14 protein-coding genes and 1 pseudogene are annotated in these 17,453 nt (G+C 72.0%); 12 read left to right on the forward strand and 3 right to left on the reverse strand.

Going from position 1 to position 17,453, the window contains the following annotated elements:
• Nucleotides 1-26 precede the first annotated feature (26 nt).
• On the reverse strand, nucleotides 27-1,088 hold the full coding sequence (locus ACX25U_RS00910) for a PucR family transcriptional regulator (protein ID WP_454388133.1): 1,062 nt from the start codon (nucleotides 1,086-1,088) through the stop codon (nucleotides 27-29).
• 215 nt (nucleotides 1,089-1,303) lie between these two features.
• Between ACX25U_RS00910 and ACX25U_RS00915 the strand changes: the two genes are divergently transcribed.
• From ACX25U_RS00915 to ACX25U_RS00955, 9 genes and pseudogenes are all read left to right on the forward strand, one after another.
• On the forward strand, nucleotides 1,304-1,771 hold the full coding sequence (locus ACX25U_RS00915) for an SPW repeat protein (protein WP_454388134.1): 468 nt from the start codon (nucleotides 1,304-1,306) through the stop codon (nucleotides 1,769-1,771).
• A gap of 139 nt (nucleotides 1,772-1,910) precedes the next feature.
• Complete coding sequence (locus tag ACX25U_RS00920; RefSeq protein WP_454388136.1) at nucleotides 1,911-3,365, forward strand: glyceraldehyde-3-phosphate dehydrogenase; 1,455 nt, start codon at nucleotides 1,911-1,913, stop codon at nucleotides 3,363-3,365.
• Between the two features lie 136 nt (nucleotides 3,366-3,501).
• Nucleotides 3,502-3,978, forward strand: coding sequence for an N-acetyltransferase family protein (locus tag ACX25U_RS00925; protein ID WP_454388138.1), 477 nt, complete (start codon nucleotides 3,502-3,504; stop codon nucleotides 3,976-3,978).
• A gap of 92 nt (nucleotides 3,979-4,070) precedes the next feature.
• Nucleotides 4,071-6,554, forward strand: coding sequence for a SpoIIE family protein phosphatase (locus tag ACX25U_RS00930; RefSeq protein ID WP_454388140.1), 2,484 nt, complete (start codon nucleotides 4,071-4,073; stop codon nucleotides 6,552-6,554).
• Nucleotides 6,555-6,626: 72 nt separating this feature from the next.
• Nucleotides 6,627-9,425: a SpoIIE family protein phosphatase gene (locus ACX25U_RS00935; RefSeq protein ID WP_454388142.1), complete on the forward strand. Its 2,799-nt coding sequence runs from the start codon at nucleotides 6,627-6,629 to the stop codon at nucleotides 9,423-9,425.
• 54 nt (nucleotides 9,426-9,479) lie between these two features.
• Nucleotides 9,480-9,754 (forward strand): annotated as a pseudogene (locus tag ACX25U_RS00940) (lipase family protein); the annotation flags it as partial.
• A 155-nt stretch (nucleotides 9,755-9,909) separates the two neighbouring features.
• On the forward strand, nucleotides 9,910-11,037 hold the full coding sequence (locus ACX25U_RS00945; RefSeq protein WP_454394746.1) for a PP2C family protein-serine/threonine phosphatase: 1,128 nt from the start codon (nucleotides 9,910-9,912) through the stop codon (nucleotides 11,035-11,037).
• 180 nt (nucleotides 11,038-11,217) lie between these two features.
• Complete coding sequence (mgrA, locus tag ACX25U_RS00950; RefSeq protein ID WP_454388144.1) at nucleotides 11,218-12,261, forward strand: L-glyceraldehyde 3-phosphate reductase; 1,044 nt, start codon at nucleotides 11,218-11,220, stop codon at nucleotides 12,259-12,261.
• A gap of 113 nt (nucleotides 12,262-12,374) precedes the next feature.
• Entirely contained in the window at nucleotides 12,375-12,851 is a 477-nt protein-coding gene (locus tag ACX25U_RS00955; RefSeq protein ID WP_454388146.1) for an SRPBCC family protein, read from the forward strand.
• Nucleotides 12,852-12,931: 80 nt separating this feature from the next.
• Here ACX25U_RS00955 and ACX25U_RS00960 read toward each other — a convergent pair whose 3' ends face one another.
• Nucleotides 12,932-14,230: an extracellular catalytic domain type 1 short-chain-length polyhydroxyalkanoate depolymerase gene (locus ACX25U_RS00960; protein WP_454388148.1), complete on the reverse strand. Its 1,299-nt coding sequence runs from the start codon at nucleotides 14,228-14,230 to the stop codon at nucleotides 12,932-12,934.
• 246 nt (nucleotides 14,231-14,476) lie between these two features.
• Between ACX25U_RS00960 and ACX25U_RS00965 the strand changes: the two genes are divergently transcribed.
• The 3 genes from ACX25U_RS00965 to ACX25U_RS00975 all read left to right on the forward strand — a co-directional run bounded on the left by ACX25U_RS00965 (nucleotide 14,477) and on the right by ACX25U_RS00975 (nucleotide 16,628).
• Nucleotides 14,477-15,835, forward strand: coding sequence for an endo-1,4-beta-xylanase (locus ACX25U_RS00965; RefSeq protein ID WP_454388149.1), 1,359 nt, complete (start codon nucleotides 14,477-14,479; stop codon nucleotides 15,833-15,835).
• A gap of 152 nt (nucleotides 15,836-15,987) precedes the next feature.
• Complete coding sequence (locus ACX25U_RS00970) at nucleotides 15,988-16,125, forward strand: hypothetical protein (protein WP_454388151.1); 138 nt, start codon at nucleotides 15,988-15,990, stop codon at nucleotides 16,123-16,125.
• Nucleotides 16,125-16,628, forward strand: coding sequence for a cytochrome c oxidase assembly protein (locus ACX25U_RS00975; RefSeq protein ID WP_454388153.1), 504 nt, complete (start codon nucleotides 16,125-16,127; stop codon nucleotides 16,626-16,628). The genes ACX25U_RS00970 and ACX25U_RS00975 overlap by 1 nt, the downstream gene beginning before the upstream one ends.
• On the opposite strand, the gene ACX25U_RS00980 is transcribed toward ACX25U_RS00975, so the two are convergent.
• On the reverse strand, nucleotides 16,513-17,265 hold the full coding sequence (locus ACX25U_RS00980) for a restriction endonuclease (RefSeq protein WP_454388155.1): 753 nt from the start codon (nucleotides 17,263-17,265) through the stop codon (nucleotides 16,513-16,515). The genes ACX25U_RS00975 and ACX25U_RS00980 overlap by 116 nt on opposite strands.
• Nucleotides 17,266-17,453: the final 188 nt, after the last annotated feature.

Below are 17,453 nucleotides of genomic sequence, written 5' to 3' on the forward strand. Positions count from 1 at the left end.
CCCCTCCTCTTCAGGGAGGGGAGCAGTCAAAGCTCGTTCTCCGGCCAGCCCAGCAGGCGCGCACCGATCGCGGCGGTCTGGAGTGTGTAGCGGTGCACGGGGTCGGCCGGGTCGGCGCCGGTCAGTTTGTGGATGCGCTCCAGGCGGTAGGTGAAGGCGCGCACGCTGAGGTTGAGGCGGCGCGCGGCCTCGGCGGCCGTGCAGCCGGCGTCGAAGTAGGCGGTCAGGGTGTCCAGGAGCGGCTGGGCTCCGCCGCGGGCGGCCCTCAGCGGCCCCAGGGTGTCGCGGACCAGATCGGCCATGGCCTGCCGGTCGCGGGTCAGGACGGGGTACACCAGGAGTTCCGCGGCGCGCAGGACGGGCTCCGGCAGGTCGAGCCGGTCGGCGAGTTCGAGGGCGTTGAGGGCTTCCTCGTAGGAGTGGACCACTCCCCCGGCCCCAGGATGCGGGCGCCCGATGGCGACCCGGCCGCCGTCGGTGGAGGCGTACGCCTGCTTGGCGAAGAACGCCAGGACGTCCTCCTGGTCGCCCGGGGCGACGCACACGAGCCGGCCGTCCTTGGTGGTCAGCAGGATGCGGCGCTCACCGAACCGGGCGACCAGCGCGGTCTCGACGTACCGTGTGGCCGGATGGGTGTCGTCGACGGGCTGTCCGCCCTGGGCGACCGCCACCGCGTGCGCGCGCGAGAACAGCAGCCCGTAGCGCTCCGCGCGTTCGGCCAGCCGTCCCAGGTCGCTGCGGCCGTAGAGCAGGTCGTCGATGAACTCGCGGCGGTCGGCCTCCTCCTGGCGCATGGCGAGCTTCTGGGCCCGCTCGTGGCCCTCGGCGAACGCGTCGACGGCCTGCTCGACGGCGGTGAGGACCAGGTCGATCCCGGCGGCCGTCAGCGCGGGCGCGGCGGCCCTGGTCTCGGCCAGGTGCCGGCGGACGAGTTTCCGCAGGCCGTGGCCGGCCTCCGCGGCCCGTTCCCCGTGGGCGCGCAGCAGATCCAGCTCGTCCCGGGTCAGGCGGCGGCCGGTGGCGCAGACGTCGGCCAGGATCCGGGTGTACCCCGTCAGATACTCGTCGGGTATCTCTGCCCCTGTCACACGCCCTCCCCGGATCCTGACGCGTCCTCGACGATTTCCTGACGCACCGTGGACAAGATTGGCAGACGGTCGCACGCGCCCCGCAGAGGGCATCCGGTGTGACGTAACTCACGGGAAAAATCCTGGCAAGGGGAGCTAATGCGGATGCAAGGGGGAAATCGGCACATAGGACAACAACAGCAAACTCGCAACCTCATGGAGAGGAGACGGCAGCGATGTCGTATCCGCAGCACTCCACCACCGGCACCGGAATGACCTCGCACCCCGAGCTAGCCGAGATGCGAGAGCGCCTGGAGCGGACGGCCTCCAGCGGCCAGGCCATGGCTGTCGAGGGGCTCATCGTTCTGGCCGGTGTCTACGCCGCGATTTCGCCCTGGGTCGTGCACTTCGCGCTGCAGCGCAACATCACGATCAACAACCTGATCATCGGCCTCACCATCGCCCTGATCGGAGCCGGTCTCACCATGGCCCCGGAGCGCACCTACCGCCTCTCGTGGATCCTCGCCCCGCTCGGCCTCTGGCTGCTGATCTCCCCCTGGGTCGTGACCGCGACCCACAGCGCACGCGCCGGCATCATCTGGAACAACTGCTGGGTCGGCGCAATAGTGGCCCTGCTGGGGCTCGCCGCCATGGGGCTGACCGTCGGGGTCGCCCGCCGCGGCCGCACCACCGGCCACCGGTGACATCACCCATCCCGACAGCGGGCCGTACCGCCTCGGCACAGCGGGTGCGGCCCGCTGTCATGATCAATATTTCATAGGGTTAGCATATGAGCGCTTCCTTGCTCGAAAGATAGAGCCGCCTAGCTCGAAAGATAGATCTGTGACTGTCAACGACGACTCGTTCACCAACTGGAAGAACCGCGAGGAGATCGCGGAGTCGATGATCCCGATGATCGGGAAGCTGCACCGGGAGCGGGACGTCACCGTCCTGGTCCACAGCCGTTCCCTGGTGAACAAGTCGGTGGTGAGCATCCTCAAGACCCACCGGTTCGCCCGGCAGATCGCCGGTGAGGAGCTGTCCGTCACCGAGACCCTGCCGTTCCTGCGGGCGCTCACCACGCTGGACCTCGGGCCGTCCCAGATCGACCTCGGCCTGCTCGCCGCGGCGTACCGCGGCGACGACCGCGGCCTGTCGGTGGAGGAGTTCACCGCCGGGGCCGTCGCCGGTGCCACCGGCGCCAACAAGATCGAGTGCCGCGAGGGACGCGACGTCGTCCTCTACGGCTTCGGCCGCATCGGCCGGCTCGTGGCCCGCCTGCTCATCGAGAAGGCCGGCTCCGGCAACGGCCTGCGGCTGCGCGCCATCGTCGTGCGCGGAGGCGGCGGGCGGGCCCCCGAAGACCTCGTCAAGCGTGCCTCGCTGCTGCGCCGCGACTCCATCCACGGTCAGTTCCAGGGCACCATCACCGTCGACGAGGCGAACAGCGCGATCATCGCCAACGGCAACGAGATCAAGGTGATCTACGCCGACGACCCGACGAAGGTGGACTACACGGCGTACGGCATCAAGGACGCCATCCTCATCGACAACACCGGCAAGTGGCGCGACCGCGAGGGCCTGTCCAAGCACCTGCGCCCCGGCATCGACAAGGTCGTCCTGACCGCGCCGGGCAAGGGCGACGTCCCCAACATCGTCCACGGCGTCAACCACGACACCATCAAGCCGGACGAGCGGATCCTGTCCTGCGCCTCCTGCACCACCAACGCGATCGTCCCGCCGCTGAAGGCGATGGACGACGAGTACGGCGTGCTGCGCGGCCACGTGGAGACCGTCCACTCGTTCACCAACGACCAGAACCTGCTGGACAACTACCACAAGGCCGACCGCCGCGGCCGCTCCGCACCGCTCAACATGGTCATCACCGAGACCGGTGCCGCCTCCGCCGTGGCCAAGGCGCTGCCCGACCTCACGGCGAAGATCACCGGCAGCTCGATCCGCGTTCCCGTACCGGACGTCTCGATCGCGATCCTCAACCTGCAGCTGGCGCGCGAGACCGACCGGGAGGAAGTCCTGGACTACCTCCGCAAGGTGTCGCTGACCTCCCCGCTCAAGCGGCAGATCGACTTCACCAGCGCCCCCGACGCGGTCTCCAGCGACTTCATCGGCTCGCGCCACGCCTCCATCGTGGACGCCGGCGCCACCAAGGTCGAGGGCGACAACGCCATCCTCTACCTGTGGTACGACAACGAGTTCGGCTACTCCTGCCAGGTCATCCGCGTCGTGCAGTACGTCTCCGGGGTGGAGTACCCGACCTACCCGGCACCGACGTCCTGACCCCGGCGCACCTCCCGGACCCGGGGGGCGGCGGCGGGTCGTCCCCGGCGACCCGCCGCCGCCCTTCGCCGGTCCCGCCCCCGCGTTCGGGCCCCCGGTCGGCTCCACCCGGAACACGGCATGTGAGACTGCGCGCATGATTCGCCCCGCGACCCTTGCCGATGTCCCTGTCATCCACACCCTGATCCTCGAGCTCGCCGAGTACGAGAAAGCCCTCGACGAGGTCCGGGCGACGCCCGGGCAGCTGGCCGAGGCGCTGTTCGGCGAGCGCCCGGCGGCGTTCGCGCACATGGCCGAGGACGAGGACGGCGAGGTGGTGGGCTTCGCGCTGTGGTTCCTCAACTTCTCCACCTGGCGCGGAGTGCACGGCATCTACCTGGAGGACCTCTACGTCCGCCCGGAGGCCCGCGGCGGCGGACACGGCCGGGCGCTGCTGACGGAGCTGGCCCGCCTGTGCGTCGCCCGCGGCTACGAACGCCTGGAGTGGTCGGTCCTGAACTGGAACGAGCCGGCGATCGGCTTCTACAAGGCCCTGGGCGCCCGCCCGCAGGACGAGTGGACGGTGTACCGGCTCACCGACCAGTCGCTGAAGGCGCTGGCGGCGGAGGCGTAGCCGGTCCCCTTCCCGAGCGGCGCGCGGCCAGTCCTCCCCGAGCGGCGGGAGACCGCCGCCGATGGCAGGATGTGCCCGTGGGGGTCCTGCCCGTGGATGAGGATGAAGGCATGGGCGTCGGCGGCGCGGCGAGCGGTACGCATCCGGGCGATCCGTTCGACATCAAGACCTCGGCGGTGGCGATCATCGACGCCGAGGGGCTGATCGCCTACTGGAGCCGGGGAGCCCAGAACCTGCTCGGATACCCGGCCGGTGACGTCGTACGGCATCCGGCCCGGATGCTGTGGGGCGGCCGGGACCCGACCGCCGTGGTCTCCCGGCTGCGCCGTATCGACCGTGCCGGGGACGCGGTGATCGCCGTCCGCCACCGTGCGGGCCACACCGTCCGGCTCGCCGTCCGTGTGTGCCCGCTGCTCGCCGCGGGCGGCTCCCGCGACTGGCTCGTCCTCGCCTGCGACGTCGCCGACCGGCACCGGCACGAGTGGTACGAGGCGGTCGCGCAGGGCCTGCTCGAACAGTCCCCCATCGGAGTCGCGGTGCTGGACACCCAGCTGCGGTACCGCTGGGTGAACCGCGCCCTGGCCGGCGTGGAGGGGTATCCGGCGGACGCCGCGGGCAGTGACGGCGCGGCCTCCGGCGGCGTGGCGGGAACGTCGCCGGTCGTGACCCGGCACGCCCGGCAGACGCTGGTCTCCGGGCAGTCCCAGGTCACCGTCGAGCACGCGCCGCCCCGGCGCGGCACGCCCGGCCGGCGCGGACCCGCGCGCTCCCGGCTGCGCTCGTTCTTCCCGCTGCGCGACGGCTCGGGCCGGACGCTGGGCATCTGCTACGCCGCCCTGGACGTCACCGCCCAGGATCCGTCGCGCGAGCGGCTGGTGCTGCTGAACGCGGCCAGTGAGCGCATCGGGACCACGCTGGACCTTCACCGGACGGTCCAGGAGCTGGCGGAGATCGTCGTTCCGCGGGTCGCCGACTTCGTCGCCATCGACCTCCTGGACGTCGTGCGGACGGAACAGGGCCCGCCCGCCGCCTCCGCACGCGGTCCGGCCGTGCTGCGGCGCGCGGCCCATCTGTCGATCCAGAAGGACCGACCCCGGGTGATCTCCGAGGTCGGGGAGGCCATCCACTACCCCGGCGGGTCTCCGCAGCAGCTCTGCCTGGCCACCGGAAAGGCCATTCGCCAGGCCGTCGGCCCGTCGACACCCGTGCTCGCCGACGATCCCCTGCGGTGGACGAGGATCAACCGGTTCGGCGTGCACACGCACCTGGTCGTGCCGCTGCGGGCCCGCGGCATCACGATGGGCGTGGTGACCCTGCTGCGCTGGAAGAACCCCGACGCGTTCGCCGAGGACGACCAGTTGCTGGTCGAGGACGTGGTGGCGCGGGCCGCCGTGTGCGTCGACAACGCCCGGCGCTTCGCCCGGGAACATCAGGCGGCGCTCACCCTCCAGACCAGCCTGCTGCCGTCCACCCTGCCCCGGCACAGTGCCGTCGAGGTGGCCTACCGCTATCTGCCGGCCGATGCCGACTCGGGAGTGGGCGGGGACTGGTTCGACGTCATCCCGCTCTCCGGTGCCCGGGTCGCGCTGGTGGTGGGCGACGTGTTCGGCCACGGCCTGCACGCGGCGGCCTCCATGGGGCGGCTGCGGGCCGCCGTACAGACCCTGGCCGACCTGGACCTGCCCCCGGACGAGCTGCTGGCACACGTCGACGACCTGGTCCTGCGCCTGTCGGACGAGGCGGAAGCGGCCGCCCAGGGACCGGCGGCGGTCGGCGCGACCTGCGTGTACGCCGTCTACGACCCCATCGCCGGCACCATGGCAGTGGCCCGGGCCGGGCACCCCAGCCCCGCGATCGGCCATCTGACCGAGCCCGTGGAGTTTCCCGACATCCCCGCCGGCCCGCCCCTCGGGCTCGGCGGGCTGCCGTTCGAGTCGGCCGAGATCCCGGTGGAGGAGGGCAGCGTCATCGCGCTCTACACCGACGGGCTGATCGAGGCCTCGGACCGGGACGTCGACGTCGGCATGGAACGGCTGTGCTTCACCCTGGCCCACCCCGACCGGCCCCTGGAGGAGCTCTGCGACACCATGGTCCGCACCCTGCTGCCGGACCGGCCGCGCGACGACGTCGCCTTCCTCGTCGCCCGGACGCACATCCTCAGCTGCGACCGCGTGGCGTCCTGGGACGTGCCCGTCGACCCGTCGGCCGTACACGTGGTGCGCGACGACGTCAGCCGCCAACTGTCCCTGTGGGGTCTCGAGGAGGTGGCCTTCACCACGGAGCTGATCGTCAGCGAGCTGGTCACCAACGCCATCCGGCACGCCTGCGGCCCGATCGGCCTGCGCCTCATCCACGACCGGGCCCTGATCTGCGAGGTCTCCGACGGCGGCAACACCTCCCCGCACCTCAGGCGCGCGCGCAGCACGGACGAGGGAGGGCGGGGTCTGTTCCTGGTCGCCCAGCTCGCCCAGCGCTGGGGCACCCGGTACACGGCCTCCGGCAAGACGATCTGGACGGAACAGCCCCTGCCCGGCCAGGCCTCACGGCGGCCGCCGCACGCCTCACTGGTCCCATGAGCCACATATTCGACGGAATCCATCGGACATACCGGTCGCCCGGCAGGGAAGCGCGGTGTTAGAACTGAGAGCGTGGTCGGACGTTCCCGCCGGTCCCCGAGGGACGCGGAACCGCCGGTCGATGACCGGCGGCGGGCCGACCCGGCCCGCCGCCGTCCGAAAACCCGAGGGACACGGCGTGCTCCGCGGCGGGGCCTTTCGCCGACCCGGAGGCTGGGCACGGTCGCCGCACAGGTCTTCCTGCTGCAGCTGATCGTCGTCCTGGTGCTCGTCGCGGCGGGGGCCACGGCCGTGGTGCTGCAGCGGCGGTACGACGGCGAGGCCGGCGCCAAGGAGCGGTCACTGGCCGTCGCGGAGACGTTCGCCCAGGCGCCCGGTACGGCGCTCGCCCTGGAGTCGCCCGATCCGGCGGCCCTCCTGCGGATCCCGGCCGAGAAGGCACAGCTGAGCTCCGGCGTCGACTTCATCTCCGTGCTGAACAGTCAAGGGATCCGCGTGACCGACCCGGAGCCGGGGCTGATCGGCACGCCGGCCCAGGAGATCGGCCGGGCGATGGCGGGCAAGACGTTCACCGAGACCTTCCACGGCCGGCCGGCCGACTCCGTGCGTGCGGTGGTGCCCGTCATCGGCGTGAGCCGGCACGTGGTCGGCGCCGTCACCGCGGGCATCGAGGTCCAGAACCTGGGCCGCATGCTGGACCAGCAGGTTCCGATGGTCCTGGAGGCCGCCGTACTGGCCGTGCTGCTGGCGACCGCGGGCACCTTCCTCGTCAGCCGGCGGCTGCGCCGCCAGACCCGCGGCCTGGGTCCGGCCGAGATGACCCGCATGTACGAGCACCACGACGCGGTGCTGCACGCGGTGCGCGAGGGCGTGCTGATCGTCGACGCCGACGGCCGGGTGCTGCTCGCCAACGACGAGGCCCGCCGGCTGCTGGACCTCCCGGAGGACGCCGACCGGCGGCACGTCACGGAGCTGGGGCTGGGACCGGACATGACGCGGCTGCTGAAGTCGGAGGAGGTCGCCTCCGACGCGGTGTTCCCGGCCGGGGACCGGCTGCTGGCGGTCAACACCCGGCGCACCGCGCCGTACGGCAGCGCGCCGGGCCTGGTGGCCAGCTTCCGGGACACCACGGAGCTGCGGGCCCTGTCCGGCCGGGCAGAGGTGGCACGGGGACGGCTGACGCTGCTGTACGAGGCCGGGATGCGGATCGGTACGACGCTCGACGTACGGCGTACCGCCCAGGAGCTCGCCGAGGTGGCGGTCCCGCGGGTGGCGGACGTCGTCACCGTGGAGCTGCTGGAGTCCGTGCTGCACGGCGAGGAACCCACCGGAGCGGTGAACCGGATGCGCCGCACCGCGCTGCGCGGGACCGGGACGCGCACCCCGCTGCAGCCGGTGGGCGACCTGATCCGGTTCGTGGTGGCCGACACACCGATGGTGGCCGCGCTGCGGCGCGGGAAGGCGGTGCGGGTGCCGGACCTGCACACCGCGGAGGACTGGCGGGCCCAGGACCCGGACGGGGCGAGCCGGGTGCTGGACCACGGCATCCACTCGCTGATCACGGTGCCGCTCAGGGCGCGGGGCGTGATCCTCGGCATGGTCAACTTCTGGCGGGGGGCAGACTCGGGGCGGTTCGAGGAGGAGGACGTCGCGGTCGCCGAGGGGCTGGTGGCCCGGGCGGCCGTCGCGATCGACAACGCGCGCCGGTACTCCCGCGAGCACGCGATGGCCGTGACGCTGCAGCGCAGCCTGCTCCCCCGGGACCTGCCGGAGCAGGACGCGCTGGAGCTGGCGTGGCGGTATCTGCCGGCGCAGTCCGGCGTGGGCGGCGACTGGTTCGACGTCATCCCCCTGCCCGGCCTCCGGGTGGCGCTGGTGGTCGGCGACGTGGTGGGGCACGGGCTGCACGCGGCGGTGACGATGGGCCGGCTGCGGACGGCGGTGCTGAACTTCTCGTCCCTGGACCTGCCTCCGGACGAACTGCTCAGCCATCTGGACGAGATGGTGACGCGGCTGGACACGCAGACGGCGAGCGCCGACGGCGAGGTGTCCCCCGTCACCGGGGCCACCTGCCTGTACGCCATCTACGACCCGGTGGGCGGGCACTGCGCCGTCTCCCGCGCGGGACACCTCGTACCGGCCGTGGTGGACCCCGTGGGGCGGGTGACCTTCCCCGATCTGCCCCTGTCGCCGCCGCTGGGGGTGGGCGGGATGCCGTTCGAGGCCGGTGAGCTGACCCTGCCGGAGGGCAGCCGGCTGGTGCTGTTCACCGACGGCCTGGTGGAGAACCGCGAGCGGGACATCGACGAGGGGCTGGCGATGCTCGGCGCGGTCGTCGCGCACACGGACCGGACCCCGGAGGAGACCTGCCGGGACCTGACGGAGGCGATGCTGCCGGAGCATCCGAGCGACGACGTGGCGCTGCTCGTCGCCCGGACGCGGCTGCTCGACCCGTCCCGGGTCGCGCTCTGGGACGTGCCGTTCGACGTGGCGGAGGTCTCCCGGGTACGCACCGAGGTGAGTCGACGGCTGTACGACTGGGGGCTGGAGGAGTCCGCGTTCGCCGTGGAGCTGGTCCTCAGCGAGCTCCTGACCAACGCCATCCGGTACGGCGCTCCGCCCGTCCGGGTGAGGATCCTGCTGGGCCGCTCTCTGATCTGCGAGGTGTCGGACGGCAGCAGCACCTCGCCGCACCTGCGGCGCGCGGCGGCCACCGACGAGGGCGGCCGCGGTCTGTTCCTGGTCTCGCAGTTCGCGGAGCGGTGGGGCACGCGCTATGTGGCGCACGGGAAGGTGATCTGGGCGGAACTGAGCCTGGGCGGCATCCCGGAGCCGAACCCCGAGGCGCTGCTCGACGCCATGACCTGGTGACCGCCCCGACGCGGCAAAACCCCTGGGGGTGCTGGTTCCACAGCCGGCGCACCGGGCCGTCCGAAGCCGTCCGGCCCGGTGCGCCCGACCACCGGCGTCAGCGACAACCTCGTCCTGCGCGCCCGGGCGCGGCAGCTCGCCGCCGGCCGGTGTGCCAAGGGCGTCGACGTCACGGACAAGGGTCTCGCCCTGCCCGACCTCGGAAGTGCTCTGATCAACCACTTCGCCCGCTGTTCGCCGACCAGGGCGCCGCCGTGTCCTGGCTGACCGACCGCCTCGCCGGCAAGCCGGCCACCTCCGACTGCGCGGCGGTGCCGTCCCGGTCCTGACACCCGCACCGCCGCCCGGCCGGGCGGGGCGCTGCCGCTGGTCGTGGGCCGGGTGGCTGCGCTCGCACGCCGTGCCGTCGCGGTGCACTGTGGTAGGCGTGAGTTCCTGGCAGGCACGTTTCGCCGACCGCACGCAGTCGGGGCAGTCGGGCCACATGCTGCTGCTGATCCCGGTCGCGCTCATCGTCGTCATCACCGTGTCCAACATCCTGGCGCCGGCCGACATCCAGCTCGGTCCGCTGCTGGCGATCGCCCCCGCGCTCGCCGCGTGGTTCGCGGGGCCGTGGACGACGGGGGTCATCGGCGCGGCGTCGGTCGCGGCCCAGGCGTTCGCGGGCTGGCGGCTGGACGTGCTGACGTCGCGGAACATGATCGTGCAGATGATCGCCCTCGCACTGCTCTCCTTGCTGGTCGTGGCCCTGTGCGTGGTCCGCGACCACCGTGCGCGCGAGCTGGCGCAGGTACGGTCAGTGGCCGAGGCCGCTCAGCGGGTGCTGCTGTGGCCCCTGCCGAGCCGACTGGGCTCCCTGCAACTCGCCTGCCTGTATCTGGCCGCCGAGGACGAGGCGTCGATCGGCGGCGATCTGTACGCCGCCGCCCGCACCAAAAGCGGGGCCCGGGTGATGATCGGGGACGTGCGCGGCAAGGGCCTGCCGGCCATCGGCGAGGCGGCCCTGCTGCTCGGCGCGTTCCGCGAGGCCGCGTATCACCACGCCGCCCTGCCCTCGCTGGCCGCCTCCCTGGAGCGGAGCATCACCCGCTACCTCGCCGACTTCGAACCGGAGGAGGAGGCGGGGGAACGTTTCGTCACCGCGCTGCTGCTGGAGATACCGGACGACGACCCGGTCATCCGGATGACCAGCTGCGGCCATGTGGCACCGCTGCTGCTCGGCCCGGACAAGGAGGTCACGATGCCGGACCTCACCCCCGCCCCGCCGCTCGGGGTCGGCCTGACCGACCCGGACTGCTCCGCCGTCGACGTGCTGCCCTTCAGCCACGGCGACACCCTGCTCCTCTACACCGACGGCGCCGTCGAGGCCCGCGATCACCACGGCGTCTTCTATCCGCTGATCGAGCGGATCCCCCAGTGGGCAGGGAGCTCTCCGGACGCCCTGCTCCACCATGTCCAGCGCGACCTGCTCACACACACCGGCGGGCGCCTCAACGACGACGTCGCCCTCATCGCGATCCGCCGCGCCCCCACGCCGTCCGGCCACCGCTTCGGCCGCGGCCCCCAGCCCGGTCCTTCCGCCGAGGGCACCGGCCCGTCGCCGCCTTTCTGAACCCCGTGGATCCGGGGAGCGCGATACGGGCGGACCCGGCCGTCCCGCCGGATTCAGAAACAGCGGTGCTGAATCCGATGAGAGACAGCGGTTGGACTTCAGGATCACTCGGGAGCAAGGTGGGGGCGTCCCCCCGGGCCCGGGGGGACGCCCCGCACCGCACCACCCGGAGATCACCCGATGACCTACGTCGCGGATCCTGAGCGTTACGACGGCACCATGCGCTACCGGCGCACCGGCCGCTCAGGGCTCGACCTGCCCGTCCTGTCCCTGGGCTACTGGCACAACTTCGGCGACAACCGGCCGTTCGAGACCCAGCGCGAGATCGCCCTGCGCGCCTTCGACCTCGGCATCACCCACCACGACCTGGCGAACAACTACGGCCCGCCCTACGGCTCCGCGGAGATCAACTTCGGTCGGCTGATGAAGCAGGACCTCGCGCCGTACCGGGACGAGATGGTGATCTCCACCAAGGCGGGCTGGGACATGTGGCCCGGCCCCTACGGCCAGGGCGGCGGCTCCCGCAAGTACCTGCTCGCCTCGCTCGACCAGTCGCTGAAGCGCATGGGCCTGGACTACGTCGACATCTTCTACTCCCACCGGCTGGACGCGAGCACGCCGCTGGAGGAGACGATGGGCGCGCTGGACACCGCCGTCCGCCAGGGCAAGGCCCTGTACGTCGGCATCTCCTCCTACGACGCCGAGCGCACCCGGCAGGCCGCCGCCATCCTGCGCGAGCTGGGCACCCCGCTGCTGATCCACCAGCCGTCGTACAGCATGGTCAACCGCTGGATCGAGACCGAGGGGCTGCTGGAGACCGCCGAGGAGGAGGGCTTCGGCATCATCGGCTTCACCGCCCTGGCCCAGGGGCTGCTGACCAACCGCTACCTGAACGGCGTCCCCGAGGACTCGCGGGCCGCGCAGGGCACCTCGTTCGACACCGCCTGGCTGTCCGACGAGATGCTGCGGCGGCTGCGGGCCCTGAACGACATCGCGGCCCGCCGCGGGCAGACCCTCGCCCAGCTGGCCCTCGCCTGGGCGCTGCGCGACCAGCGCGTCACCTCCCTGGTCATCGGCGCCTCCCGCGTGGAACAGCTGGAACAGAACGTGGCCGCGCTGGAGAACCTCGACTTCAGCGACGAGGAGCTGGCGGAGATCGACAAGTACGCCACCGACGGCAGCGTCGACCTGTGGCGGGCGGCGCGCACCGGAGAACTCGGCTGATCCACGCCCGTCGGTCGTGAACCGGGCATTTCGGGGTACTCGTCGCCGCCTGCCGGGATTCCGCGGCGGGGCAGCCGTCCCGCCGCGGCCGACCAACGAGACAGGAGGCCCAGATGAGCACGGTCAAGGAAACGGTGGAAGTCGACGTCCCCGTCCACGCCGCCTACAACCAGTGGACGCAGTTCGAGGAGTTCCCGAACTTCATGGAGGGGGTCGAGGAGGTCAGGCAGATCGACGACCGCCACAACCACTGGACCACCAAGATCGGCGGCGTCAAGCGGGAGTTCGACACCGAGATCGTCGACCAGCTGCCCGACGAGCGCATCACCTGGCGCAGCACCACCAGCGACACCCGGCAGAAGGGCATGGTCCGCTTCGAGCGCGTGGACGACACGCACACCCGGGTGGAACTCGTCATGGACGTCGAGCCCACCGGAGCCGTGGAGAAGGCCGGCGACATGACCGGTGTGATCGACCGGCGCGTCAAGGGGGACATGAAGCGCTTCAAGCAGTACATCGAGCAGCGCGGCGGCGAGACCGGAGCCTGGCGGGGCCGTATCCGGCCCGAGGACGCCGGCCCCTCGCTCTGAGTCCCGCCGAGCCCGGCCCTCAGCGCGCCCCGGCCGCCCCGACGAACGCTTCGGGGACGCCGGGGCGCGTTCGCGTCCGTTCAGCCTCTCTGGCAGACGGCCCCGTCGAGGGTGAACGACGGGGGTGTGCCGGTGTTTCCGGTGTGGGTGGCCTGGAAGCCGAGGGTGGCGGAGGCTCCGGGGGCCAGGGCGGCGTTGTAGGCGGCGTTGCGGGCGGTGACGGCGCCGCTCGCCGGGGAGAAGGTCGCGTTCCAGCCGGAGGTGATGGTCTGCCCGGCCGGCAGGGTGAAGTTCAGCGCCCATCCGTCGACCTGCGTGGTGCCGGTGCTGGTCAGTGTGATCGACGCGGTGAGTCCGGTGTTCCAGGCGCTGGTCGTGTACGTCACCCGGCAGGCGCCCGCCGGTGTGGTGGGCGGCGGGTCGGTCGGCGGCGGAGTGGTCGTGCCGTCCAGGCCGAAGAAGGCGATGGCACGGGCGGCCATGCCCGCGGTGGGCAGAGTGTGTCCGGTGCCCTGGACGCTGATGGCCTCGACGGGCGCCTGGGTGCCCGTGCCGCCGTAGCGCGTACGGGTCCAGGTGGACTGCGGGTGGTCGGTGAAGGCGGGTGTCTGGCTCACCCCCAGGACGTCGGTCCACTGCTTGATCTCTTCACCGAAGTTCGGGTAGCGCAGGGTGGGGTCCTCGGTGCCGTGCCACACCTGCATGCGCGGCCGGGAGCCGTTGTAGCCGGGGTAGGCGCCGCGGGCCAGGTCGCCCCACTGCTGGGGCGTCCTGGTCACGGTGCCGTTCGCGCAGGCACTGTTCCAGCTCGAACCGTCGGTGGTGGCGAAGCAGCCGAAGGGTACGCCCATGAAGGCGGCGCCGGCCTTGAACACGTCCGGGTAGTCGCCGAGCAGGACGTTGGTCATCATCGCGCCCGAGGAGGCGCCGGTGACGAAGACGCGTGCCGGGTCCGCCCCGTAGTGCTGCTGGGCGTAGGTGACCATGGACACGATGCCGACGGGGTCGCTGCCGCCGCCGCGTCTGAGCGCCTGCGGCGAGGACACGTCGAAGCAGCCGCCCTCGCGTGTGACCGAGGGGTAGACGACGAGGAAGCCGTACCGGTCGGCCAGGGAGGCGAACTCGGTGCCCGAGTGGAAGGCGGGTCCGGAGCCGGTGCAGTAGTGCACGGCCACGAGCACGGCGGGGCGGGCCGGGGCGCTGTCCGGGCGGTACACGTACATGCGCAGGTTGCTGGGGTTCGCGCCGAACCCGGTCACCTCCGTCAGGGAGGCGGCGCGGGCGCTCGGCGCGACCAGCAGCAGGGCCGCGAGGAGGGGCGCCACGCCTGCGAGCAGGGCCGTCAGCAGCGGGCGGAGCCCGGGCCTTCTTCGGATCATGTCACCGCCCTTGGAAGTCCGAAAGTTTCGCTCCCATTTCGGGAAGGTGCCGCGTCACGCTAGAGGTGCGGCACAGTCGCGTCAACAGTCGGGATGACGCTCAACTCCCTGACATGCGACCCGGGGGCGAGCTTCAGCCATCCACCTGGTCGGCGTGCGCCAACCGTTGACCGGCGCCACCTCAGTTCGTAATCTGCGCGTCAAATTCGGTCGAGGAACCGAAACTTTCGTAGAAATGGAGATGGCATGTCCATGCCCTCAATGCAGCGGGCAGCGCAGGCGTTCGCGTCCGCCCTGCTCGCCGCCGCCACGGTCACGGCCCTGGCGCACGACGCCGCGGCCGCCGACACCCTGGGCTCCGCCGCGACCGGAAAGGGCCGCTACTTCGGTACCGCCGTGGCGGCGAACCACCTCGGGGAATCGGCCTACGCCGCCACGCTCGACCGCGAGTTCAGCCAGGTGACGCCGGAAAACGAGATGAAGTGGGACGCCACCGAGGGCACCCGCAACACCTTCACCTTCGGCGCCGCCGACCAGATCGTCAGCCACGCGCAGAGCCAGGGGATGAAGGTCCGCGGACACACGCTGGTGTGGCACTCCCAGCTCCCCTCCTGGGTCTCCGGGCTCTCCGCGACCGACCTGCGGTCGGCGATGAACAACCACATCACCCAGGTCATGCAGCACTACAAGGGCAAGATCCACTCCTGGGACGTGGTCAACGAGGCGTTCCAGGACGGCTCCAGCGGTGCGCGGCGCAGTTCCCCGTTCCAGGACAAGCTCGGCAGCGGCTTCATCGAGGAGGCCTTCCGCACCGCCCGCACGGCCGACCCGAACGCCAAGCTCTGCTACAACGACTACAACACCGACGGCGCCAACGCGAAGAGCAACGCGGTCTACGCCATGGTCAAGGACTTCAAGTCCCGTGGCGTGCCGATCGACTGCGTGGGCTTCCAGTCCCACTTCAACAGCGCCTCCCCCGTCCCTTCCGACTACCAGGCCAACCTGCAGCGCTTCGCCGACCTCGGCGTGGACGTGCAGATCACCGAGCTGGACATCGAGGGCTCCGGCAGCGCCCAGGCCACCAACTACGGCAACGTCGTCAAGGCCTGCCTGGCGGTGAGCCGCTGCACGGGCATCACCGTGTGGGGGATCACCGACAAGTACTCCTGGCGCAGCAGCGGCACTCCGCTGCTGTTCGACTCCAACTACGCCAAGAAGCCGGCGTACGACGCCGTCCTGGCCGCGCTCGGCGGCTCGGGAAGCGGCGGGGGCTCGGACGGTGGCGGTGGCACCGGGGCCACCTGCACGGTCGCCTTCACCAGGACCTCGGACTGGAACGACGGTTACAACGGTGAGGTCACCGTGAAGGCGGGCGCCGCCCCGGTCACCGGCTGGACGGTGACGGTCACCTTCACCCCGCCGCAGAAGGTGTCCGCCCTGTGGAACGGCAGCCCCAGCTGGGACGGCGGCGGCAACGTCATGACCGTGCGCCCCGCCTCCTACAACGGCAGCCTCCCGGCGGGCGCCTCGACCAGTTTCGGCTTCACCGTCATGAAGAACGGCAGCAACGCCACACCGACGGTCGGAACCTGCACGGCGTCCTGAGGAGTCGGGCGGTGGCCGGGTGACCCGGCGCCTCCGGGGAAGGCATGCGGCGACCGCTGACGGCGAGAGGAAGCGCAGGACGACGACCGCGGACACAGCACGTCCCGTTTCTGCCGGGTGGCAGTGATCGCGGGTCCGGGCATCCCGCACCCGTGGGGCACGCACCACCGCCGGACGGTGTGGTCCTCGGCGCGCTGCTGGTGGCCGGCGCCCACCTGTGGCAGCGCGGCGGTCGCCCGTTCGCCCCGGCCGCCACCACTTCCGCCCGGGCCGCCGGGAGCGCTGCCTGATGCGCGAGCACACGGCGACCGGCGGCGCGGTGCCGGACCCGTCGGTGGCCGCGCCCGCCCTCGCGGCGGTCGGCGCCGGTCACCTGCTGCTCGTCCGGCGGGTGCGCCGGCGCAGCCCCGCCCTGCCGGCACTCGCGCCGGTGCTGTCCGCGCCGGTCGCCCTGCTGCTGCGCGTCCCGCCCCGGCCCGGGCCCGTCTGGTCCTCACTGTGGTGCGCAGCCGGTTCACGCGGGTGCCCGCCCACCCGCTCGTCGCCCTGGCGCCGAGCACGGGCAGTCCCGTACCCGCTGTACTTCACGCCGCTGTTCAACGCCTCCGTGGAGCACCCGGCGGGCCACCGACCGCTGCACGCGCACTTCCTCCTCCCCGGCCGCCTGCTCGCGTACGTCATCGCCGGTCCCGCCACGGCTCCGCCCCGGTGCCCTCGCTCCACGCCCGCAGGGCCTGCCGGTCCAGGCAGACGATCCCGCACCGCTCGGCGTACTGAACGGCCGGGGCGGTGAAGCCGCTGGTGGTGACGACGATCGCGACATCGGCCCCGTGCACGGTGTAGCAGGTGCCGCCGAAGTGCTGGAGTTCCTCGGAGCCGACCCGGTTGGTGTCGCCGTAGCGCTTGCACTGGATGACCACGCGCCGCCCGTCCGGGGCCGCGGCCAGGACGTCGGCGCCGAGGTCCCCGGCCCCGCCGACCACTTCGACCTGCGAGCATCCGTCGCGTTCGCACAGCGCGGCCACGGCCCGCTCGAACTCGTCGGGCTCCAGGGCGTCGTAGTCGACGGTGTCCACCGCTCCGGCCGGCGGCTCGGGTTCCGCCACGGTCGTGGGCCGGGCCGGTGGGGCCTCCAGTGCGTCGAGCGCGGTTCTCGTCCCCTCCTCGAGTGCCGCGGCGGCCCGGCGTGCGGCTCTCCTCGCGCGGGGCCTGCGCCGCCGGCGCCGTACCGCGAGGGCGGCGGCCGCCACGGCGGTGAGGCACAGGACGGTCGCCCAGGCCGGGCGCCGCTCGACCGCGGCGGCCGCCGCTCGGACGGTGAGGCCCAGGACGGCCAGGACGAGGGCGGCGAGGGTGAAGAACAGGGCCGTCGCGCGCAGGTCGAAGGGGCGGCGGTCGGTCCGGCGTATGCGGCGGGTGGACACGGTCACGGCGAGTGAGAACCTCTCCTCGGGCGGCGGCGAAGATCACTTCGCCGTCTGCCCTGGATCGTCCGCTTCACCGGCCCCGTCGCCGCTGACATGCCCTTGCCTGGAGCAATGACACGATGGAGGCAGTACGGCCCAGCACGCTGGTGGTCTTGGTCAAGCCCGCCGGGAGTTCCTGTGAACAGGCCGCC

This window comes from Streptomyces sp. JNUCC 63 (assembly GCF_054366325.1).